Source organism: Pseudomonas sp. MPFS, from assembly GCF_022537035.1.
GTDB lineage: Bacteria > Pseudomonadota > Gammaproteobacteria > Pseudomonadales > Pseudomonadaceae > Aquipseudomonas > Aquipseudomonas sessilinigenes.
The window spans coordinates 2,088,313-2,110,315 of the sequence record NZ_CP066123.1; the positions used below are offsets into that span (position 1 = coordinate 2,088,313).

At 62.1% G+C, this 22,003-nt stretch carries 20 protein-coding genes; 2 read left to right on the top strand and 18 right to left on the bottom strand.

The features are described 5' to 3' along the window. Nucleotides 1-35: 35 nt before the first annotated feature. Nucleotides 36-770 carry a fumarate/nitrate reduction transcriptional regulator Fnr gene (gene fnr, locus I9018_RS09755; protein WP_022643317.1) on the bottom strand — a complete coding sequence of 245 codons (735 nt, stop codon included), beginning with the start codon at nt 768-770 and terminating at the stop codon, nt 36-38. 153 nt (nt 771-923) lie between these two features. On the opposite strand from fnr, the gene I9018_RS09760 reads away from it, so the two are divergent. Then, the gene (locus I9018_RS09760; protein ID WP_241109298.1) at nt 924-1,403 is read left to right on the top strand and encodes a hypothetical protein; all 480 of its coding nucleotides are present in this window, start codon (nt 924-926) and stop codon (nt 1,401-1,403) included. Here the strand turns inward: I9018_RS09760 and hemN are convergent. The 14 genes from hemN to ccoN (I9018_RS09830) form a co-directional block, all read right to left on the bottom strand. Next, nucleotides 1,400-2,782, bottom strand: a complete 1,383-nt coding sequence (gene hemN / locus I9018_RS09765; protein WP_241109299.1) for an oxygen-independent coproporphyrinogen III oxidase — start codon at nt 2,780-2,782, stop codon at nt 1,400-1,402. The genes I9018_RS09760 and hemN overlap by 4 nt on opposite strands. Before the next feature lie 118 nt (nt 2,783-2,900). Next, nucleotides 2,901-3,584 (bottom strand): sulfite exporter TauE/SafE family protein, encoded by a 684-nt coding sequence (locus tag I9018_RS09770; protein ID WP_241109300.1) that lies wholly within the window; start codon nt 3,582-3,584, stop codon nt 2,901-2,903. Further along, nucleotides 3,577-3,807 carry a cbb3-type cytochrome oxidase assembly protein CcoS gene (ccoS, locus tag I9018_RS09775; RefSeq protein ID WP_068588092.1) on the bottom strand — a complete coding sequence of 77 codons (231 nt, stop codon included), beginning with the start codon at nt 3,805-3,807 and terminating at the stop codon, nt 3,577-3,579. The genes I9018_RS09770 and ccoS overlap by 8 nt, the downstream gene beginning before the upstream one ends. A gap of 21 nt (nt 3,808-3,828) precedes the next feature. Next, nucleotides 3,829-6,279 carry a heavy metal translocating P-type ATPase gene (locus I9018_RS09780; protein WP_241109301.1) on the bottom strand — a complete coding sequence of 817 codons (2,451 nt, stop codon included), beginning with the start codon at nt 6,277-6,279 and terminating at the stop codon, nt 3,829-3,831. 98 nt (nt 6,280-6,377) lie between these two features. Beyond that, a complete protein-coding gene (locus tag I9018_RS09785; protein WP_068588105.1) occupies nt 6,378-6,914 on the bottom strand; it encodes a FixH family protein in 537 nt (178 codons plus the stop codon). An 11-nt stretch (nt 6,915-6,925) separates the two neighbouring features. After that, on the bottom strand, nt 6,926-8,341 hold the full coding sequence (ccoG, locus tag I9018_RS09790) for a cytochrome c oxidase accessory protein CcoG (RefSeq protein WP_241109302.1): 1,416 nt from the start codon (nt 8,339-8,341) through the stop codon (nt 6,926-6,928). A 355-nt stretch (nt 8,342-8,696) separates the two neighbouring features. Continuing rightward, nucleotides 8,697-9,674 carry a cytochrome-c oxidase, cbb3-type subunit III gene (gene ccoP / locus I9018_RS09795; protein WP_068588102.1) on the bottom strand — a complete coding sequence of 326 codons (978 nt, stop codon included), beginning with the start codon at nt 9,672-9,674 and terminating at the stop codon, nt 8,697-8,699. Further along, the gene (locus I9018_RS09800) at nt 9,671-9,856 is read right to left on the bottom strand and encodes a CcoQ/FixQ family Cbb3-type cytochrome c oxidase assembly chaperone (protein ID WP_025128824.1); all 186 of its coding nucleotides are present in this window, start codon (nt 9,854-9,856) and stop codon (nt 9,671-9,673) included. The genes ccoP (I9018_RS09795) and I9018_RS09800 overlap by 4 nt, the downstream gene beginning before the upstream one ends. A 5-nt stretch (nt 9,857-9,861) precedes the next feature. Beyond that, the gene (ccoO, locus tag I9018_RS09805; RefSeq protein ID WP_011060240.1) at nt 9,862-10,470 is read right to left on the bottom strand and encodes a cytochrome-c oxidase, cbb3-type subunit II; all 609 of its coding nucleotides are present in this window, start codon (nt 10,468-10,470) and stop codon (nt 9,862-9,864) included. Beyond that, complete coding sequence (gene ccoN / locus I9018_RS09810; RefSeq protein ID WP_124346254.1) at nt 10,470-11,912, bottom strand: cytochrome-c oxidase, cbb3-type subunit I; 1,443 nt, start codon at nt 11,910-11,912, stop codon at nt 10,470-10,472. Before ccoN (I9018_RS09810) ends, ccoO (I9018_RS09805) begins: the two co-directional genes overlap by 1 nt. Nucleotides 11,913-12,407: 495 nt before the next feature. Beyond that, nucleotides 12,408-13,355 (bottom strand): cytochrome-c oxidase, cbb3-type subunit III, encoded by a 948-nt coding sequence (gene ccoP, locus I9018_RS09815; RefSeq protein ID WP_124346255.1) that lies wholly within the window; start codon nt 13,353-13,355, stop codon nt 12,408-12,410. Then, nucleotides 13,352-13,582, bottom strand: coding sequence for a cbb3-type cytochrome c oxidase subunit 3 (locus I9018_RS09820; RefSeq protein WP_068587738.1), 231 nt, complete (start codon nt 13,580-13,582; stop codon nt 13,352-13,354). Before I9018_RS09820 ends, ccoP (I9018_RS09815) begins: the two co-directional genes overlap by 4 nt. Nucleotides 13,583-13,585: 3 nt before the next feature. Further along, a complete protein-coding gene (ccoO, locus tag I9018_RS09825; protein ID WP_068587740.1) occupies nt 13,586-14,194 on the bottom strand; it encodes a cytochrome-c oxidase, cbb3-type subunit II in 609 nt (202 codons plus the stop codon). Between the two features lie 10 nt (nt 14,195-14,204). Then, entirely contained in the window at nt 14,205-15,629 is a 1,425-nt protein-coding gene (ccoN, locus tag I9018_RS09830; protein ID WP_241109303.1) for a cytochrome-c oxidase, cbb3-type subunit I, read from the bottom strand. A 99-nt stretch (nt 15,630-15,728) separates the two neighbouring features. On the opposite strand from ccoN (I9018_RS09830), the gene I9018_RS09835 reads away from it, so the two are divergent. Beyond that, nucleotides 15,729-16,424, top strand: coding sequence for an alpha/beta family hydrolase (locus I9018_RS09835; protein ID WP_241109304.1), 696 nt, complete (start codon nt 15,729-15,731; stop codon nt 16,422-16,424). A 62-nt stretch (nt 16,425-16,486) separates the two neighbouring features. Here I9018_RS09835 and I9018_RS09840 read toward each other — a convergent pair whose 3' ends face one another. From I9018_RS09840 to acnA, 3 genes are all read right to left on the bottom strand, one after another. After that, nucleotides 16,487-18,052, bottom strand: a complete 1,566-nt coding sequence (locus tag I9018_RS09840; RefSeq protein ID WP_241109305.1) for a PAS domain-containing methyl-accepting chemotaxis protein — start codon at nt 18,050-18,052, stop codon at nt 16,487-16,489. A gap of 233 nt (nt 18,053-18,285) precedes the next feature. Beyond that, the gene (locus I9018_RS09845) at nt 18,286-19,077 is read right to left on the bottom strand and encodes a CPBP family intramembrane glutamic endopeptidase (RefSeq protein ID WP_241109306.1); all 792 of its coding nucleotides are present in this window, start codon (nt 19,075-19,077) and stop codon (nt 18,286-18,288) included. 177 nt (nt 19,078-19,254) lie between these two features. Further along, on the bottom strand, nt 19,255-21,996 hold the full coding sequence (gene acnA, locus I9018_RS09850; RefSeq protein ID WP_241109307.1) for an aconitate hydratase AcnA: 2,742 nt from the start codon (nt 21,994-21,996) through the stop codon (nt 19,255-19,257). Between the last annotated feature and the right edge of the window lie 7 nt (nt 21,997-22,003).

Consider the following 22,003-nt stretch of genomic DNA (forward strand, 5'->3'; position numbering starts at 1 on the left):
ACCGAGCCGCTTGGCTCAGTCGCTGCGCGCGTGGATCAGGCGTCCACCGAGCCGCCGGCCAGGGCACAGAGCTGGATTGGGTCGAGGATGTGTACTTCCTTGCCCTCGGCCGCAATCAACTCGTTCTGCTGGAAGCGGGTGAATACCCGGGACACGGTTTCCACCGCCAGGCCCAGGTAGTTGCCAATCTCGTTGCGCGACATGCTCAGGCGGAACTGGTTGGCGGAAAAGCCCCTGGCACGGAAACGGGCCGACAGGTTCACCAGGAAGGTGGCGATACGCTCGTCGGCGGTCTTCTTCGACAGCAGCAGCATCATCTGTTGATCGTCACGGATTTCGCGGCTCATGACCCGCATCAACTGGCGACGCAGCTGGGGCAACTGCAATGCCAGCTCATCCAGGCGCTCGAAGGGGATTTCGCAGACCGAGGTAGTTTCCAGGGCCTGTGCCGAAACCGGATGGCTCTCGGTGTCCATGCCGGACAACCCCACCAGTTCGCTGGGGAGGTGGAAGCCGGTGATCTGCTCTTCGCCGCTGTCACTGAGGCTGAAGGTCTTCAGGGCGCCCGAGCGGACGGCATAGACCGAGTCGAAGCCATCACCCTGACGGAACAGGAATTCGCCTTTTTTCAATGGGCGGCCACGTTTGACGATTTCGTCCAGCGCGTCCATGTCTTCCAAATTCAGGGAAAGTGGCAGGCAGAGAGGGGCCAGGCTGCAATCCTTGCAATGGGCCTGGTTATGAGCGCGCAGTTTAACTGGCTCGGACATTCTAGAATCCTTGTGGGAAAGCACACATAAGCCGTAAGGGTAACTCACGGGGGGATGTTCCGGCCAGTCCGTGCCGTGTTCACGATCAGTCGTAAAGCAATCCTTTAATAGGTCGATAGCCTGTTAACAAAAGCAACTTGGAGATTTGGGGTTATGTCGTCCGTTGGCGGTATTACTAATGGCAACAATAACTTGCAGCTTTTTTCAGAGTCCTCGAAAACCAATGATGGCGATGAACTAAGCGATTCTCCGTTAGTTGTCGGGCCTGCAAGCAGGGAGGGCGTCAAAGTGTCGCTGTCTGGTGCGGGACTGAAGAAATCCTCCAGTGTTGCTGGGCGCGACAGCGATATCGATGAAAGTGGCCTGCCGCAAAGTGTTAAACAGATCCTCAAGATGATCAGGAAATTGCAACAACAAATTTCAGAGAAGCTTGCCGAGCTTCAGGCGGTCATGGCCGACAAGCGCCTGAGCCCCGAGGAGGCCAAGGTCCGGATCGGCAGCCTGCAATCGGACCTGGCGATGCTCAACGGCGGCCTGCTGAGCGCCAACGCTTCCCTGGTCAAGGCCATGAGGCAGGAGGGCCTGACTCCCGAGCAGGTGATGAAGGCGTCCGCGCTGCTCATGAAGTCCTAGATCACCCGGGAAAAACGCTGGCGATTCTGCTGGCCGAGGTAGGCATCGAAAACCATGCATACGGAACGCACCAGCAAGCGTCCTGCTGGCAGAACCTTGATCGCTTCAGCATCGAGTTCGATCAGGCCGTCGTCGGCCATTCCCTGAAGTTCTGGCCAAAGTTCATGGAAGTAACCACGAAAGTCGATATTGAAAGCCTGTTCGATATCTTCGAACTTAAGACTAAAGTTGCATATCAGTTGTTGAATAATTTCACGGCGCAGACGATCGTCGGCATTACAGACCAAGCCGCGACTAGTGGCTAGTTGGGCGCCTGCCAAAGCGTTTTGATAGTGCGTCAGGTCACTGCTGTTCTGGCAGTACAGATCGCCGATCTGGCTGATGGCCGATACGCCAAGTCCAATCAAGTCGCAATGGCCGTGAGTGGTGTAGCCCTGGAAGTTGCGTTGCAGGGTCGACTCTTCCTGGGCAATCGCCAGCTCGTCATCGGGCAAGGCGAAATGATCCATGCCGATGTAGCGATAACCGGCAGCGGTCAGCTGCTCGATACTGCGTTGCAGCATCTGCAATTTCTCCGCGGGTGCCGGCAGTTCGGTGCTGCTGATCCGGCGTTGCGGCATGAAGCGCTCCGGCAGATGGGCATAGTTGAACACCGAGAGCCGATCGGGTTGCAGGCTGATCACTTCATCCACGGTGCGGGCGAAGTTTTCCGGGGTCTGCTTGGGCAAGCCATAGATCAGGTCGATGTTGATGGAGCGGAACTGCAGGGTCCGAGCCGCCTCGATCACTGCCCGGGTTTCCTCCAGGCTCTGCAGGCGGTTGACCGCTCGCTGCACGGCCGGATCCAGGTCTTGCAGGCCGACGCTGACTCGGTTGAAGCCCAACTCGCGCAGCAGGCCCATGGTCGACCAATCGGCCTCACGGGGGTCGATCTCGATGCCGTAGTCGCCGGAGTCGTCATCAAGCAGGTTGAAGTGCTTGCGCAGCAAGGCCATCAGCTGGCGCAGTTCATCATGATTGAGAAAGGTCGGGGTGCCGCCGCCGAAGTGCAGTTGCTCGACCCGCTGGTTGGGGGCCAGGTGGCAAGCGATCAACTGCATCTCCTGTTCCAGCCGTTGAAGGTAGGGCAGGGCACGGCTGCGGTCCTTGGTGATGACCTTGTTGCAGGCGCAGTAGTAGCAGATGTTGGCGCAGAACGGGATGTGCACGTACAGCGACAGCGGGCGCTGGGCCTTGCGGCTGTCGCGCAGGGCGTGCAGCAGGTCGAAGGCGCCGACCTGGCTGTTGAATTGCACAGCGGTCGGGTACGAGGTGTAGCGTGGGCCCGCCAGGTCGTAGCGGCGGATCAGATCTGTGTCCCAACGAATGGCGTCGAGCATGCGGGAATTCCCCCGGATAGGCTGGCAATGCTCGCGAGTCTAGGGGGTAGGGGCTGAAGCCATCTTGATTTGTATCAAGGGTGTTCCCAGGCGGCTGGGGTAGCGCTTCGCGAAGGTTTCAGTGGCCCATCAACCAGTGCTGGTGTGGACCTGGCAGGGTCCAGATACCAAAGAGGATGACCAGCAGGCCGCCGGCCAGGCGCACGCTACGGCGGCGCAACAGGGCCGTGACCCGCTCCGCCGCCAAGCCGGTAGCCAGCAGGACCGGCCAGGTGCCCAGGCCGAAGGCCAGCATCAGCAGGGCGCTGTCCAGGGCATTGCCCTGGCTCGCCGACCATAGCAAGGTGCTGTACACCAGGCCGCAGGGTAGCCAACCCCAGAGTGCGCCCAACAGCAGGGCACGGGGCAGGCTGGAGACCGGTAGCAGGCGGTTGGCCACTGGTTGTATGTGTCGCCATAGCCCCTTGCCCAGGCCCTCGATGCGGGTCAGGCCGCTCCACCAGCCAGCCAGGTACAGGCCCATGGCGATCAGCAGCAGCCCGGCGAGTGTGCGCATGAACAGTGCCAGCGGGCCATTGGCTACCGCCCAGCCTGCCAGCCCCAGCAGCAGGCCGGCCAGGGCATAGCTGCCAATGCGTCCCAGGTTGTAGGCCAGCAGCAGGCGAAAGCGGCGGCTGCGTTGCTCCTTGGGAATGGCCAGGGTCAGGGCGCCCATCAGGCCGCCGCACATGCCCAGGCAGTGCCCTGCGCCCAGGAGCCCAAGAATCAGCGCCGAGACCAGGAGTGGAGCCAGTTCAAGCATGAGGTGGCTCCGGCTTCTTGAGGCTGTCGGCGTCTTGCGCGACCTGGTTCTTGGCCTGGTCGACCGCGGCGGTATGGCTGGGGTCCTGGTCATCGAACAGGATGCTGTGGGCTGGACCGTCCAGATCATCGTACTGACCGCTATCGACGGCCCAGAAGAAGATGTAGATGGCGATGGCCACGATCAGCAGGGCGGCCGGGATCATCACGTAAAGAGCTGGCATCTGGACTCCAGGCCCGGCGGCTCAGGCCGGCAGCGGGCGGGTTGTTGGGGCGTCGGCGCTGTCGGCCAGCCGCGGCATACGGGTCAGGCGCAGGGCGTTGAGCACCACGGTCAGGGAACTGATGGACATGCCGACCGCGGCCCAGACCGGAGTGATCCAGCCAAGGGCGGCGAATGGCAGCATCAGGCCATTGTACAGCCCGGCCCACAGCAGGTTCTCGATGATTACCCGGCGCGTCCGGCGTGCCAGGCTGAAGGCTTGCACCAGGGCGTCGAGGCGGTTGGACAGCAGTACCGCGTCGGCGCTGGTCTTGGCCAGGTCGGTGGCCGAACCCATGGCCACGCTGATATCGGCGGCGGCCAGTACCGGCACGTCGTTGACCCCGTCGCCGAGCATCAGCACCTTGCGTCCCTGCTGGTGCAACTGTTGCAGCACCTGCAGTTTGTCGTCCGGGCGCAGGCCGCCACGGGCCTCGTCGATCTGCAGTTGGGCGGCAACGCTGGCGACCATCGGCGAGCTGTCTCCGGATAGCAGCAGGGTGTGCCAGCCGCGAGCCTTGCAGGCCGCTACCAGGGCTGGTGCGTCGCTACGCAGCCGGTCATCGAGCACCAGCCAGGCCAGGGCGCCCTGTTCGTTACCCAGTAGTAGCCATTGACCGGCCTCGTCAGGCATCGACGGAACCGGGCAGCCGCTGAGCTCACAGACGAATGCCGGTTGGCCGATGCGCAGGCGCTGGTTTTCCACCAGACCCTCCAGGCCCAGGCCTGGGCTGCTGGTGACTTCTTCGGCGGCCACTGGTGCGCGGCCGAAAGCCCGGGCAATAGGGTGCTCCGAACGATTCTCCAGGGCCGCGGCCAGGCTCAGGCATGCGTCGCTGGACAGCTCTCCCAGCGGGCGGATGGTGCGTAAGGCCAGGCGTCCCTCGGTCAAGGTGCCGGTCTTGTCGAAAATCACTGTATCGATCTGGTTCAAGCCTTCGAGCACATGGCCTCGGGTCAATAGCAGGCCAAGCTTGTGCAGGGTGCCGGTGGCGGCGGTGAGAGCGGTCGGGGTCGCCAGGGAGAGTGCGCAGGGGCAAGTCGCCACCAGCATCGCCAGGACGACCCAGAATGCCCTTGGGGCATCCAGTTGCCACCACAGCAGGCCAATGGCGGCGGCTGCGATCAAGGACAGCAGGAGAAACCACTGTGCCGCGCGATCGGCGATTTCCGCCAGGCGCGGCTTCTCGGCCTGGGCCCGGTCCAGCAAGCGCACGATGGCGGACAAGCGGGTGTCCTGGCCCAGCGCCTGGACTTCGACGGTCAACGCGCCTTCGACATTCAGGGTGCCGGCGGTGACGGTATCGCCCTGGCTGCGTGGTTGTGGCAGGTACTCGCCAGTGAGCAGCGACTCGTCGACGCTCGACTGGCCGTCGAGGATCTTGCCGTCTGCCGGCAGGACCGCACCGGGATGCACCAGCACCCGATCGCCCAGGCGCAATTCGCTGAGCAGGATGCGTTCGCTCTGGCCGTTCGTGTCCAGGCGCAAGCAGGAGGCCGGTAGCAGATTGACCAGTTGCGCGGTGGCCGCTGCGGTTCGTTCCCGGGCCCGGCGTTCCAGGTAGCGGCCAGCGAGGAGGAACAGGGCGAACATGCCCACCGCGTCGAAGTACAGCTCGCCCACTCCGCTGATGGAAGTCCAGATGCCCGCCAGGTAGGCGCCGCCGATGGCCAGGGAGACCGAGACGTCCATGGTCAGGTGGCGAGTGCGCAGGTCACGCATCGCACCCTTGAAGAACGGCGCGCAGCTGTAGAAGACGATGGGCGTGGTGAGGAACAGCGCGACCCAGCGCAGGATGGTGTGCAGCTCCGGGCTCAGGTCGATGTTGAATTCCGGCCAGGTGGCCATGGTTGCCATCATTGCCTGGAACCAGAGCAGGCCCGCTACTCCCAGTTGGCGCAGGGCCAGGCGATTTTCCCCGGCCAATTGCTCAGAGGCCTTGTCCGGTTGATAGGGGTGGGCGGCGTAGCCGATATGCCGCAGTTGGGCGAGCAGTTGGCTCAGTGGCAGCTCGCTGTCGGCCCAGCTCACATGCAGGCGGTGATTGGACAGGTTCAGGCGGGCCTCGGCCACCGCTGGCAGGCTGCGCAGGTGCTTCTCGATCAACCAGCCACAGGCGGCGCAACTGATGCCTTCCATGAGCAGGGTGGTCTGCGCCAGTTCGCCCTCATGGCGGACGAAGGGTTGTTGCACGTCGGCGCGATCGTACAGCGCCAGTTCGTCCACCAGTTGTACCGGCAAGGCCTCGGGGTTGGCCGAGGCTTCGCTGCGATGGCTGTAGTAATGCTCCAGGCCGCCGGCGACTATCGCCTCCGCGACCGCCTGGCAACCCGGGCAGCAGAACTCCCTGGATTCGCCGAGCACGACGGCGGTGAACCGGCTGCCGGGAGGAACCGGCAGGGCGCAGTGGTAGCAAGGCAGTGGCGTGGTCATCGGCAGTCTTTTGGCTCTGGGAAAAACTCATCGCCGGCCAGTCGACTCCTGCCCGGGGGCAGGGAGGCGTCAGGCCGGCGATGTATGGCGGGTGTCGATCAGTTCAGGTCTTCAGCACCTTGCAGGGGCTCGTCGCCCAGCAGCAGGTCCTTGTCATGGCTGACCTGTTCTTCTTCGAACATGCGCCAGGTCTTGTCGCCTTCGACGCCCAGCAACTCGACGAAGCGCCGACCTTCGACCTGGTCGTTGACCTGCCCGATGTAGCGGCCATGCTCGGTCTCGCTACGGGTCAGGACGATCTTGCGGTCTTTTTCCGGCTGGGTCGGGGAGATCAGGTTCAGCTCGAGAGTCTTGGGCTGGCTGTTGCCGCTCAGGCGCAGCTCGACTTCGCCGGTCAGTTCGTCAAGGTGCACGCTGGCGCGCATCTTCAGGGTCTGGGCCAGCAGTTCGCGATCCAGGGAGCGGTTGATGCCTTTGCCGGCCTCGTAGTAGTTGTCGTTGACCAGGTTGTCCGGGTTGTTCACGGCAATGGTCACCATGGACAAGGTCAGGGTGACCGAGCAGGCGAGGATGCCGATGATGATCCAGGGCCAGAGGTGCTTGTACCAGGGGTTTGTGGCAACGGCTGTAGGCATGGTCATTTCTCTTAACGAATTTGTGGGCCGATGAATCGGCTCTTGGCTTCGATCTGGACGCTGTCATCGTCGATGTCCTTGAGGATGAATTTCACCTCGTTGGTGGTCGATGGCAGTTGGTCCGGAGCGATCGACAGCTCCGCTGGCATGCTGACGATGTCGCCAGCCACCACGTGGATTTCGCGCTTGCTCTGCAGCTTCAGGTCCGGCAGGCCGGTGGCGTCCAGTACATAGGTATGGTCGCGCTGGTCCTTGTTCATGATCTTCAGGCTGTAGACGTTCTCGATCCGGCCTTCGGCGTTCTCGCGGTAAAGGACTCGGTCCTTGCTGACGTCGAAGCCCACCAGGGAGCGCATGAAGAACGCGGTGACCAGCAGGCTGATCATGGCCAGCAGCACCAGGGCGTAGCCGATCAGGCGCGGACGCAGTTTATGGGTTTTCTGCCCCGAAAGGTTGTGTTCGGTGGTGTAGCTGATGAGCCCGCGAGGGTAGTCCATCTTGTCCATGATGCTGTCGCAGGCGTCGATGCAGGCCGCGCAGCCGATGCACTCGATCTGCAGGCCGTCGCGGATATCGATACCGGTCGGGCAGACCTGGACGCACATGGTGCAGTCGATGCAGTCGCCCAGACCCTGGGCCTTGTAGTCGGCGCCTTTCTTGCGTGGGCCGCGGCCTTCGCCACGGCGTGGGTCGTAGGACACGATCAGGGTGTCCTTGTCGAACATCACGCTCTGGAAGCGGGCGTAGGGGCACATGTAGATGCACACCTGCTCACGCAGCCAGCCGGCGTTGCCGTAGGTGGCCAGGGTGAAGAAGCCGACCCAGAAATATGACCAGCCATCGGCCTGGCCGGTGAAGAAGTCGATGACCAGTTCGCGGATCGGCGAGAAGTAGCCGACGAAGGTCATGCCGGTGACGAAGCCGATCAGCAACCAGAGGCTGTGCTTGCTGAACTTGCGCAGGAACTTGTTGGCGCTCATCGGCGCCTTGTCCAGCTTGATGCGCTGGTTGCGGTCACCTTCGGTGACCTTTTCGCACCACATGAAGATCCAGGTCCAGACGCTCTGCGGACAGGTGTAGCCGCACCAGACACGCCCGGCGTAGACGGTGATGAAGAACAGGCCGAAGGCCGCGATGATCAGCATGCCCGATAGCAGGATGAAATCCTGGGGCCAGAAGGTGGCGCCGAAGATGAAGAACTTGCGTTCTGGCAGGTTCCACCAGACGGCCTGGTGGCCTCCCCAGTTGAGCCAGACGGTGCCGAAATACAGCAGGAACAGGCCGGCTCCGCCCACCATCCGCAAGTTGCGGAACAGGCCGGTGAAGGCGCGGGTGTAGATTTTTTCCCTGGAGGCGTAGAGGTCGACGCTTTTGCTGGCGTTTTTGGCAGGAGGGGTTACATCGTGTACAGGAATCTGATTGCTCATCATTGCATCCCACGGCAGTGGAAAAACGCCTCGGTCAGTACGTGCCGACCGGGGTCAGAAGGGTGTTGCAGTGGCGCAATGATACGCCTCTAGCTCCGTTGCAATGGTGCGACCTTTGGTCGCGTTGGGGGAAATCAATCGATGGTGTAGTGACCTGAATCAATTGACTTGTGGAGTATGGACTGTTTTGTTCCCGGTGCCTTTCGAATCTTGCACGGAGCAGCCAATGGCGCGGGGCAATTGTTGGTTCGGACGATTGTCCAGGTCGATGTCGGATAAGGGCAGCGCTTGAATAAAAACGGCCCCGCCAATGTGCATTGGCGGGGCCGTCGGGTGTTGCCTTCAAGCTTGGCGCTTATTCGGCGTCAGCTTGCTTGGCACCGTGGGACAGGCTGTAGACATAAGCGGCCAGCAGGTGAACCTTGTCATTGCCTTGCAGTTGTTCCTGGGCAGGCATCACGCCCTGGCGACCGTGGCGAATGGTCTGCTGCAGCTGCGCAAAGCTCGAGCCGTAGATGAACGCTGCGGGGTGAGTCAGGTTAGGCGCGCCCATGGCTGGGGTGCCCTTGCCTTCCGGACCGTGGCAGACCGCGCAGTTGGCGGCGAACAGCTTCTGGCCATTGGCCGGGTCGGCCTTGATGCCTTCCGGCAGCTTGCGACCATCGAGGTTGGTCAGGACATAGGCGGCAACGTCGCTGACGCCTTGTTCCTTGATCACATCCACCCAGGCCGGCATCACGGCGTGACGACCGCCCATGATGGTGGCCTTGATGGTTTCCGGCTCGCCGCCCCAGCGCCAGTCGGCGTCGGTCAGGTTAGGGAAGCCATAGGCGCCCTTGGCGTCGGAGCCGTGGCAGACCGAGCAGTTGGACGCGAACAGGCGGCCACCCATTTTCAGGGCTTGCGGATCCTTGGCGACTTCCTCGATCGGCATTGCAGCGTACTTGGCGAAGATCGGGCCGAACTTGGCGTCGGAGCGGGCCATTTCCTTTTCCCACTCGTGCACGCCGGTCCAGCCGGACTGGCCGTTGGCGAATGCTGTCTGCTTCTCGTTATCGAGATAGTTGTAGCCCGGCAGGACGCCTTTCCAGTTGCCCAGGCCCGGGTACAGCACCAGGTAACCCAGGGCGAAGACGATGGTGCCGACGAACAGCATGAACCACCATTTGGGCAGTGGGTTGTCGTACTCCTCGATCCCGTCGAAGGAGTGGCCGACCGTCTCGTCGGTCTGCTCGGCGCGCTGGCCCTTGCGGGTCGACAGCAGCAGCCAGGTCAAGGCGAAGATGGTACCCAGACTGAGGACTGTGACGTACAGACTCCAGAACGTAGTCATTCTTTGTTACTCCTAGAAGCTTGCTCGACGTGCTTGATGGCGTCGGGATCATCCGCGAACGGCAGCAAGGTCGCGTCTTCAAACTCGGACTTGCGCTTGGGACTGAATACCCACAGTGCCAGGCCGACGAAGGCCACCATCACGACGAGGGTGCCCAGGCCACGAATCATCCCGATATCCATCTAGATCACCGTTTGCTTTTGATGATGGTGCCCAGGCCTTGCAGATAGGCCACCAGCGCGTCCATTTCGGTCTTGCCCTTCACAGCATCCTTGGCACCGGCGATGTCTTCATCGGTGTAGGGAACGCCGAGCGTGCGCAGGACTTCCATTTTTTTCGCGGTGTCTTTGCCGTCGAGCTTGTTTTCTACGAGGAACGGATAGGCCGGCATTTTCGACTCGGGGACAACGTTGCGCGGGTTGTACAAGTGCGCGCGTTGCCAGTCATCGGAGTAGCGGCCGCCGACGCGGGCCAGGTCAGGGCCGGTGCGCTTGGAACCCCACAGGAATGGGTGATCCCAGACGCTTTCACCAGCGACCGAATAGTGGCCATAACGTTCGGTTTCGGCACGGAACGGACGGATCATCTGCGAGTGGCAGCCGACACAGCCGTTGGCGATGTACACATCACGACCTTCCAGTTCCAGCGCGGTGCGTGGCTTCATGCCTTCCACCGGCTTGTTGGTGACGTCCTGGAAGAACAGCGGGACGATCTGGGTCAGGCCGCCGATACTGACGGCGATGACCATGAAGAAGGCCAGTAGGCCAATGTTCTTCTCGACTACTTCATGCTTCATCAGTGAGCTCCAACTACAGCGATCTGAGCAGCGGCTTCAGCTTCAGCCGGGTTAGAGGCGCGAACGGTGCGGAACACGTTGTACGCCATGATCAGCATGCCGCCGGCGAAGAACGCGCCGCCCAGGGCGCGAACGATGAAGCCCGGGTGGCTGGCTTGCAGCGCTTCGACGAAGGAGTAGGTGAGGGTGCCGTCATCGTTGATTGCACGCCACATCAGGCCCTGGGTGATGCCGTTGACCCACATCGAGGCGATGTAGAGCACGGTACCGATGGTAGCCAGCCAGAAGTGGGTATTGATCAGGCCGATGCTGTGCATCTGCTGACGACCGAAGACTTTCGGGATCAGGTGGTACAGGGCGCCGATCGAAATCATCGCTACCCAGCCCAGGGCGCCGGCGTGTACGTGGCCGATGGTCCAGTCGGTGTAGTGGGACAGCGAGTTGACGGTCTTGATGGCCATCATCGGGCCTTCGAAGGTCGACATGCCGTAGAACGCCAGGGATACCACCAGGAACCGCAGGATCGGGTCGGTGCGCAGCTTATGCCAGGCGCCCGAGAGGGTCATCATGCCGTTGATCATGCCGCCCCAGCTCGGAGCCAGCAGGATGATCGACATGGCCATGCCCAGGGATTGGGCCCAGTCCGGCAGCGCGGTGTAGTGCAGGTGGTGCGGACCGGCCCAGATGTACAGGGTGATCAGCGCCCAGAAGTGCACGATGGACAGGCGATAGGAGTAGATCGGGCGCTCGGCCTGCTTGGGTACGAAGTAGTACATCATCCCCAGGAAGCCGGTGGTCAGGAAGAAGCCCACGGCGTTGTGGCCGTACCACCACTGGATCATCGCGTCGGTCGCACCGGCGTAGGCCGAGTAGGACTTGAAGAAGCTGACCGGCAGGGAGGCGTGGTTGACGATGTGCAGCATCGCGGTCACCACGATGAAGGCACCGTAGAACCAGTTGCCCACGTAGATGTGCTTGGTCTTGCGCTTGGTGATGGTGCCGAAGAACACCAGGCCGTAGGTGACCCACACGATCGCCAGCAGGATAGCCAGGGGCCATTCCAGTTCGGCGTATTCCTTGGTGGTGGTGTAACCCAGGGGCAGGGTCACGATGGCACCGACGATCACCGCTTGCCATCCCCAGAAGGTGAAGGCCGCAAGGCTGTCGGAAATCAGTCGCGTCTGGCAGGTTCGCTGCACGACATAGTAAGAGGTGGCAAACAATGCACATCCACCGAAGGCGAAGATCACCAGGTTGGTGTGCAGCGGGCGCAGGCGTCCAAACGTCGTCCACGGCAGGCCGAAGTTCAACTCCGGCCATACCAGTTGCGAGGCGATGAAGACACCGAGCCCCATGCCAAGGATCCCCCAGACCACCGTCATGATGGCGAACTGGCGGACTACCTTATAGTTATAAGCAGTCGGACTGATTGCTGTGCTCATTCTAAGGTTCCACGGTTTGGGTGTTTTATTAGGGATAAAAATCGGTCGCAAGTATGGAGAAAGCAGGGGGTCATTGCAACGCGCCATGACCTGCGTCAATGCGTTCCATGCCTGATTCTGCGGCCTTTCCCTATGCCGAGTAGGGACAAAAAATGCCCTCGGACAAAATGTCGCAGCGGGTAAAAAACTCGAGCTATCGAGTTACTTGTAACCGAGTGTGTTGAAGCCCATTGATCAACTGACAGGTGGTCATCGAGTCGACAGCCGGTATAAACCAGCCCTTACGGCCTGTCATCGGACAAAAGCTTTCGAATGTCACGAATGGATCGGTCAGCGAGCGATCTGTGCCAGCCTATTTGCGAATAAGCCTAGACCTGATTCGGATCGGTGCAAACGTGGCGGGGGAGGAGGGTGCGACACTTGGTCGCAAAGAAGCAGAGAGGAAGTTTGAAGCGGCAAGCTGCAAGTGAAGACTCGCAGCTTGCCGTTGATCTTTTACTTGTCGCTTGCAGCTTGAGGCTTGTTGCTGCTGTTGTGGGACAGGCTGTAGACGTAGGCTGCCAGCAGTTGCACCTTGTCATTGCCGAGCAGTTCGCTCTGCGCAGGCATGTGACCCTGGCGACCGTGGCGGATGGTCTGTTGCAACTGGGCCAGGCTGGTGCCGTAGATGAAGCCGGCTGGTTGGGTCAGGTCAGGCGCGCCCATGATGGCGGTGCCCTTGCCATTCGCACCGTGGCAAGCCACGCAGGTGGTGCTGAAGGCTTGTTGGCCGGCTACCAGGTCGGCGTCGTTATCGGCTGGCAGCGGCAGGCCGGCCAGTTCATGACGTACATAGGCAGCGACGTTCTTCACCCCGTCTTCCTTGAGCACTTCACCCCAAGCCGGCATGGCGGCCATGCGGCCGCCCATGATGGTGGCCTTGATGGTGTCGGCATCGCCGCCCCAGCGCCAGTTGTCGTCAGCCAGGTTGGGGAAGCCGAAGGCACCCTTGGCGTCGGAGCCGTGGCAGACCGAGCAGTTGGAGGCAAACAGGCGTCCGCCCATTTTCAGCGCTTGTGGGTCCTTGGCCACTTCTTCAACGGGCATGGCAGCGAATTTGGCGAAGATCGGACCAAACTTAACGTCCGCCTTGGCCATTTCCTTTTCCCATTCCTTGTTCTGGGTCCAGCCGTCCTCATAGCCCGGCAGGACGCCTTTCCAGTTGCCCAGGCCCGGGTAGAGGATCAGGTAGCCCACGGAAAATACCAGGGTGCCGGCGAACAGCAGGAACCACCATTGCGGCAGGGGGTTGTCATACTCCTCGATGCCATCGAACGCGTGCCCCATGGTCTGGTCCACGCTGCCCTTGGTTTCACCCTTGCGGGTGCCGACCAGCAGCCAGGTCAGGCCGATCAGGCTGCCGATGGTCAGTACGCAGATCCACGTACTCCAGAAGGTGGTCATGGCCGAATGCTCCTTGTTACAGGCTCTTGAGGTTGAGCGTCATCTGATGGTTGACCGGCGTGCGCCGTGCCCGGTGCCGGATCGTCGGCGAAGGGCAGCAAGCGTGCCTGGGCAAACTCGGGGTTGCGTTTGGCGTTGAAGACCCAGATCGACAGGCCGACAAAGGCGATCATCACCACCAGGGTCCCGAGCCCGCGGATCATGCCGCTATCGAGTTCAAAACCCATGGCTCACCTCTTGCTCTTGATCGAAGTGCCAAGCACTTGCAGGTAGGCCACCAGGGCGTCGATTTCAGTCTTGCCCTTGAGCGAGGCGGTGGCGCCGGCGATGTCTTCGTCGGTGTAAGGCACGCCCAGGGTGCGCATGACCTTGAGCTTGGTTTCGGTATGGCTGCTGTCCACCGGAGCGGTCACCAGCCACGGGTAGGCCGGCATCTTCGACTCAGGCACGACGTTGCGCGGGTTGTACAGGTGCGCACGGTGCCAGTCATCGGAGTAGCGGCCGCCGACACGGGCCAGGTCCGGACCGGTACGCTTGGAACCCCACAGGAATGGGTGGTCCCAGACGCTCTCACCGGCTACCGAATAGTGGCCGTAGCGCTCGGTCTCGGCGCGGAAGGGGCGGACCATCTGCGAATGGCACTGTACGCAGCCTTCGCGAATGTAGATGTCGCGACCTTCGAGTTGCAGCGCGGTATAGGGCTTCATGCCTTCCACCGGCTTGTTGGTGACGTCCTGGAAGAACAGCGGGACGATCTGGGTCAGACCGCCGATGCTCACCGCGAAGATCATCAGCAGCATGAGCAGGCCGACGTTTTTCTCAATCGTTTCGTGTTTCATGGCGGACTCCTCAGGCCATCTGCGCTGCAGCGTTGACTTCGGCTGGCACCGCGGCACGCACGGTGCGCCAGGTGTTGTAGGCCATCAGGAGCATGCCGCTGAGGAAGATCGCACCACCGACCAGTCGTACGATGAAGCCTGGGTGGCTGGCCACCAGGGTTTCGACGAAGGAGTAGGTGAGGGTGCCGTCTTCGTTGACCGCACGCCACATCAGGCCCTGGGCGATACCGTTGACCCACATCGAGGCGATGTAGAGCACGGTGCCGATGGTGGCCAGCCAGAAGTGGGTGTTGATCAGGCCGATGCTGTACATCTGCTCGCGGCCGAAGACTTTCGGGATCAGGTGGTACAGGGCGCCGATGGAGATCATCGCTACCCAGCCCAGGGCGCCGGCGTGTACGTGGCCGATGGTCCAGTCGGTGTAGTGGGAGAGGGCGTTGACGGTCTTGATGGCCATCATCGGGCCTTCGAAGGTCGACATGCCGTAGAACGCCAGGGATACCACCAGGAACCGCAGGATTGGGTCGCTGCGCAGCTTATGCCAGGCCCCCGAGAGGGTCATCATGCCGTTGATCATGCCGCCCCAGCTCGGAGCCAGGAGGATCAGCGACATGACCATGCCCAGGGACTGGGCCCAGTCCGGCAGTGCGGTGTAGTGCAGGTGGTGCGGGCCGGCCCAGATGTACAGGGTGATCAGTGCCCAGAAGTGCACGATGGACAGGCGATAGGAGTACACCGGGCGCTCGGCCTGCTTGGGCACGAAGTAGTACATCATCCCCAGGAAGCCTGCCGTCAGGAAGAAGCCCACGGCGTTGTGGCCGTACCACCATTGCACCATGGCGTCGGTCGCACCGGCATACAGCGAGTAGGACTTGGTCAGGCTGACAGGCAGCTCCAGGTTGTTGACGATATGCAGGATGGCCACGGTGATGATGAAGCTACCGAAGAACCAGTTGCCGACATAGATATGCTTGGTTTTACGCTGGGCCAGGGTGCCGAAGAACACGATGGCATACGCGACCCAGACAATGGTGATCAGGATATCGATCGGCCATTCCAGTTCGGCGTATTCCTTGGAGCTGGTGTAGCCCAGTGGCAGGCTGATAGCCGCCAACAGGATCACCAGTTGCCAGCCCCAGAAGCAGAACGCGGCGATCTTCGGCGCGAACAGGGTGGTCTGGCAGGTACGTTGTACCGAATAGAACGAGCTGGCGAACAGTGCACAGCCACCGAAAGCGAAAATCACCGCGTTGGTGTGCAAGGGCCGCAGGCGACCGAAGCTGGTCCACGGTAGATCGAAGTTAAGTTCGGGCCACACCAACTGGGCTGCGAGAAAAACCCCGAGCCCCATGCCGACGATGCCCCACACCACCGTCATAATGGCGAATTGGCGGACCACCTTGTAGTTGTAGGCGGTACTGATAGAAGTGTTCATGGTTCCCCATCCACGGTTCAGCTGAAGTGAAAGCGACTGCGCGAGGCGGTATGCGTCCACTTCGTCTGGAGTTATAGGCAGACTAAAAGCGAGGCAAGCATGAGCAATGAGCACAAGGCCAGTATTGACGGGGATCAATGGGGGCAGTGCGTGCGGGAGCGGGGCTGGTTGTGGGATGTCGCGGCGAGTGCGACTCCGGGCAAGTCGCCGACCTTGATCCTGGCCCACGGTGCCGGCGCACCGATGGACAGCGGGTTCATGGAACAGATCGCTGAACGCCTTGCCCGGCATGGGGTGAACGTCTTGCGCTTCGAGTTCCCCTACATGGCCCAGCGTCGCCTGGACGGTGGCAAGCGCCCTCCGAACCCGGCGCCCAGGCTCCTGGAGTGCTGGCGCGAGGTGTATGCCCAAGTGCGACCTTATGCCACTGGGGTGCTGGCGGTGGGCGGCAAGTCCATGGGCGGGCGCATGGCCAGTTTGCTGGCCGATGAGCTACAGGCCGATGCCCTGGTCTGCCTGGGGTATCCCTTCTATGCCGCTGGCAAGCCCGAGAAGCCGCGGGTGGCGCATCTGGCGAGCCTGGCCACGCCAACGCTGATCGTGCAGGGGGAGCGCGATGCCCTGGGCAATCGCCAGGCCGTGGAGGGCTACGCGTTGGCGCCAAGCATCGAGCTGTGCTGGTTGTCGGCGGCGGATCATGACCTAAAGCCCCTGAAGGCATCCGGACATACCCACGAAGAGCATCTTGAGTCCACGGCATGCCGGGTCGCCGGATTCCTCCGGGGGCAGGGGTAAGGATCGTCGGGCAAAAAAACCGGAAGCAGCGGCTTCCGGTTTTTTATTGCCTGGCCCTGGGCCTAGCGGTTGAAGCGTTCTACCAGAGAGTACTGGGTGTGCGCGGTATGGGTCAGGGCCTCGCTGAGTTCGGCCGAATGCTGGGCCTGCTCGGAGGTCTGGTCCGCCAGTTGGGCGATGGTGCTAATGTTGCGGCTGATCTCCTCGGCCACCGAGCTTTGCTCTTCGGTGGCGGCGGCGATCTGGGTGGTCATGTCGGTGATGTTGGCTACCGCCTCGCTGATGCCCACCAGCGCCTGGTCGGCTTCCAGCACCCGGGCCACGCCTTCTTCGGCCTGGCGATGGCCGGCATCCATGGTCTGCACCGCACTGGCGGCGGTTTGCTGCAGCTTGGCGATCAGTGCGTGGATCTGCCCGGTGGATTCGCTGGTGCGTTGCGCCAGCTGGCGCACCTCGTCTGCCACCACGGCAAAGCCGCGACCCATCTCCCCGGCCCGGGCCGCTTCGATGGCGGCGTTCAGCGCCAGCAGGTTGGTCTGGTCGGCGATGCCCTTGATCACGTCCACCACGCCGCCGATTTCATCGCTGTCCTTGGCCAGTTGGGTCACGGTCTGGCCGGTCTCGCCCACCACCACCGACAGGCGCTGGATAGCTTCACGGGTTTCCCCGGCGATGTTGCGGCCGCGTCCGGTAAGACGATTGGCTTCCTGGGTGGCGTCGGCGGTGCGTTGCACGTGGCTGGCCACTTCCTGGGTGGTGGCCGCCATCTGGTTGACCGCGGTGGCGACCTGCTCGGTCTCCTGGCGCTGGCGCTCCAGGCCGCTGGAACTGTTGTGGGCCAGGGTGTCGGACTGCCGGGCCTGCTCGTTGAGGTGCTCGGCGGTGTCCTGCAGGCGGGTCAGGCAGGTCTTGAGTCGTGCCTCCTGGCTGAGGATCGACATCTCCAGGCGCGCCTGGGCACCCCGGCTGTCGGTGTACATCTGCGCGATCAGCGGGTCCGAGGTGGTCTGCTCGGCCAGGCGTAGCAGCCGCTTGAGGCCACGCTGCTGCCAGGTCAGGCCCAGCAGGCCCAGCGGTACCGAGAGAGCGGCGGCCAGGACGAAGCCCCAGTGGGAGTTGAGCCAGGCACCGATCATGAAGCTCAGCTGGCTGACCAGGATGAACGGCAGCCAGTCTTGCAGTATCGGCAGCCACTTGTCGCGCTTGGGAATGGCCGACTTGCCCTGGTTGATTCGCTTGTAGAGGGATTCGGCGCGGCGCACCTGTTCGGCGGTGGGCTTGACCCGTACCGATTCGTAGCCCACCACCTTGCTGCCTTCGAACACCGGGGTCACGTAGGCGTTGACCCAGTAGTGATCGCCGGTCTTGCAGCGGTTCTTGACGATACCCATCCATGGCAGGCCTTGTTTCAAGGTGGTCCACATGTGGGCGAATACCGCCGCTGGCACATCCGGGTGGCGTACCAGGTTGTGCGGCGCGCGAACCAGTTCTTCGCGGGAGAACCCACTGATCTCGACGAAGGCGTCGTTGCAGTAGGTGATGACGCCCTTGGCATCGGTCGTGGAAATCAACCGTTGTTGAGCCGGGAAGGTACGTTCGCGCTGAGTGACAGGCTGGTTATTACGCATGTTTTTTCAATCCGCAAGGCTTTGATAAGTGATCGGCCGCTTCGGCTTATTATTGAAACTATTTTTCAATAATTGGCATTCGGTCTCATTGGCAGAGTGTGTTGTGTCGTCGTATGCGGCTCCGGTATCCACCGGCGTTGGCGAGGGGCTAATCATTGACCTTCTTCCTTGGCAGTCAATACTTCTGAAGTACTGGTTTGGGCAATTTGCTTGCGGTTTTGCAGTGTCCGGACCTATCCGGCGAGCATTGGGTAGGTGAAAAGCCCGAAATGCAGCAGGTTCAGTCCGAAGTGGGTGGCCAGCGCGGCTCCCAGGCCCCCGAACCGATAGGCCAGACCGTACCCGATCCCGGCGACGCTCGCCAGCAGCGTCCATTGCCAGCCGGCTCCCAGGTGCGCCAGGCCGAATAGCAGGGCCGAGGCGAGCAGGGCCAGGTTCTCGCCGTAAGGCAGGTGTTTCAGGCGTCGGCTCAGGCCTCCCTGGATATAGCCCCGGAATAGTGCCTCTTCCACCAAGGTCACCAGCAGGAGGTTGTTCAGTACCCACAGCCAGGCCTGGTCCGGCCATTTGGGAGCCCAGCTGATGATGCCCAGCAGCAAGGCGCCGCCCAGCGCAGTGATGGCGCACAAGAGCAGGGCCAGGACGCTGGCACACAGCGACAGGCGCAGAGAGCGCCGACCAATGATCCAGGGGCACACCAACAGCAGCCAGAAGCCGATCAGCGGCTTGTCCTGGTTCAGGTACAGGGAAAACGGCACGGCGTCATCGGTGAGGCGTTGCGGATCGATGGCGCGCCCATTGTAGAAGCCGGGCAGCCAGTGCATGGCCAGGGCCAGGGCGACGACCACGAACAGGCCGTGGCCCAGGTATTGGCCAATGATGCTGCGCTGCTGGCGCACGGCGAAGCCGGCGCACAACAACAGCAAGAGCGAGAGGGCGGCCAGCAGCCCCAGTTGCCCGTAGCTCAGGGCCAGTGCATAGCCAAGGGAAAGGAGTGCCAGGTACATCCATGGCAGAGCGGTCATGGGGAATCCTTGTTGCGAAAGAATGGGTATTGCAGAGACGTTGTCCGGCGCCTGATCTGTAGTCGTTGTTGTGACTGATCGGTCAGGTTTTGCGGGCGGGCATTATAACCAGTCGATTTGTGTGCGTTAACCCAATAAAAAACACCGCCCGAAGGCGGTGTCTGTGGCTGTCACGGCTCAGGCCGCGATCAACTGGCGCAAGACGTAGTGCAAGATCCCCCCGGACTTGAAGTATTCCACTTCGTTCAGGGTGTCGATGCGGCACAGCACCTCGATCTGCTCACGGCTGCCATCCTCGCGGGTGATCACCAGTTGCAGGTTCATCCGCGGGGCCAGTTGCGTGCCGCTGAGGCCAAGGATATCCAGGGTCTCGCGGCCGCTGAGCTTGAGGCTCTTGCGATCCTGGCCGGTCTTGAACTGCAGCGGCAACACGCCCATGCCCACGAGGTTGGAGCGGTGGATGCGCTCGAAGCTCTCGGCGATGACCGCCTTGACCCCCAACAGGTTGGTGCCTTTGGCCGCCCAGTCGCGGCTCGAGCCGGTGCCGTACTCTTGCCCCGCGATTACCACCAGTGGCGTGCCCGTGGCCTGGTACTTCATGGCCGCGTCGTAGATCGCCATTTTCTCGCCGGTGGGAATGTACAGCGTATTGCCGCCTTCCTCGCCGCCGAGCATTTCGTTGCGGATGCGGATGTTGGCAAAGGTGCCGCGCATCATCACTTCATGGTTGCCGCGCCGTGAACCATAGGAGTTGAAATCCCGGGGTTCCACGCCCTTGTCCCGCAGGTAGCGCCCGGCCGGGCTATCGGCCTTGATGTTGCCGGCAGGGGAGATGTGGTCGGTGGTCACTGAGTCTCCCAGGAGCGCCAGAACCCGCGCGCCGCCGATATCCTTGATCTCTGGCAAGGGGCCTGAGATATCGTCGAAGAACGGCGGATGCTGGATGTAGGTCGAGTCGTCCTGCCAGACGTAGGTAGCGGCTTGCGGCACTTCGATGGCCTGCCATTGGGCGTCGCCGGCAAACACCTCCGCGTATTCCTTGTGGAACATGCGCGTGTTGACCTGGGCGACGGCCTCGGCAATTTCCTGGCTGCTGGGCCAGATGTCCTTCAGGTACACCGGCTGGCCATCCTTGCCCTGGCCCAGGGGCTCGCGGCTGAGGTCGATGCGCACCGTGCCAGCCAGGGCGTAGGCCACTACCAGGGGCGGAGAGGCCAGCCAGTTGGTCTTCACCAGTGGATGCACCCGACCCTCGAAGTTACGGTTGCCGGACAGCACTGAAGCCACGGTCAGGTCGGATTTCTGGATGGCTTTCTCGATCGGCTCCTGCAATGGGCCGGAGTTGCCAATGCACGTGGTGCAGCCGTAGCCCACCAGATCGAACCCCAATTGGTTCAGGTACGAAGTGAGGCCTGCGGCCTGGTAGTAGTCAGTCACCACCTTGGAGCCTGGCGCCAGGGAGCTCTTGACCCAGGGTTTGCGCTGCAGGCCTTTCTCGACGGCCTTCTTGGCCACCAGGCCGGCTGCCATCATGACGTTCGGGTTGGACGTATTGGTACAGGAGGTGATGGCTGCGATCACTACCGCGCCATTTTTCAGGCGATGGGTCTGGCCGTCGTGCTGGTAGTCGGCTTCCCCGACCAGGTCGGCGTTGCCAACGGCGACACCGCCACCGCCTTCGCTTTCCAGGCGACCTTCTTCCTTGCTGGTGGGCTTGAACTGCAGGTCGAGAAAGTCGCTGAAGGCTTGGCCGACATTCTGCAGGGCGACTCGGTCCTGGGGGCGCTTAGGTCCGGCGAGGCTGGCTTCCACGGTGCCCATGTCCAGGGCCAGGCTATCGGTGAACACCGGCTCCTTGCCCGGCAGGCGCCACAGGCCCTGGGCCTTGCTGTAGGTTTCCACCAGTTTCACCAGGGCGCTTGGGCGACCAGACAGGCGCAGGTAGTCGAGGGTGATCTCGTCCACCGGAAAGAAACCGCAGGTGGCTCCGTATTCCGGCGCCATGTTGGCGATCGTGGCGCGATCCGCCAGGGGCAGGTCGGCCAAGCCGTCGCCATAGAACTCGACGAATTTGCCCACCACGCCTTTCTTGCGCAGCATCTGCGTGACCGTCAGCACCAGGTCGGTGGCGGTGATGCCTTCCTTGAGCTTGCCGGTGAGCTTGAAGCCGATGACTTCGGGGATCAGCATCGAGACGGGCTGGCCAAGCATCGCCGCCTCGGCCTCGATCCCGCCCACGCCCCAGCCCAGCACGCCCAGCCCGTTGATCATGGTGGTGTGGGAATCGGTACCCACCAGGGTATCGGGGAAGGCATAGGTGCGCCCGTCTTCATCCTTGCTCCAGACGGTACGCCCCAGGTACTCCAGGTTGACCTGGTGGCAAATGCCGGTGCCCGGTGGCACTACGCTGAAGTTATCGAACGCGCTTTGGCCCCAGCGCAGGAAAGCGTAGCGCTCGCCGTTGCGCTGCATCTCGATGTCGACGTTCTGCTCGAAGGCGCTGCTGCTGGCGAACTTGTCCACCATCACCGAGTGGTCGATCACCAGGTCCACCGGCGACAGCGGGTTGATCCGTTGCGGGTCGCCACCGGCCTTGGCCATGGCTGCACGCATGGCGGCCAGGTCGACCACGGCGGGGACCCCAGTGAAGTCCTGCATCAGCACCCGGGCCGGGCGGTATTGAATCTCGCGGTCGGAGCGGCGCTCCTTGAGCCAGGCGGCAATGGCCTTGAGGTCGGCACTGGTAACGGTTTGGTTGTCCTCCCAGCGCAAGAGATTTTCCAGCAGGACTTTCAGCGACATGGGCAGGGCGTCGATATCGCCCAGGCTCTTGGCTGCGTCCGGCAGGCTGAAGTAGTGGTAAGTCTTGTCTTCGACTTTTAGGGTCTTAAGGGTTTTCAGGCTATCGAGGGATGGCATTGAATGA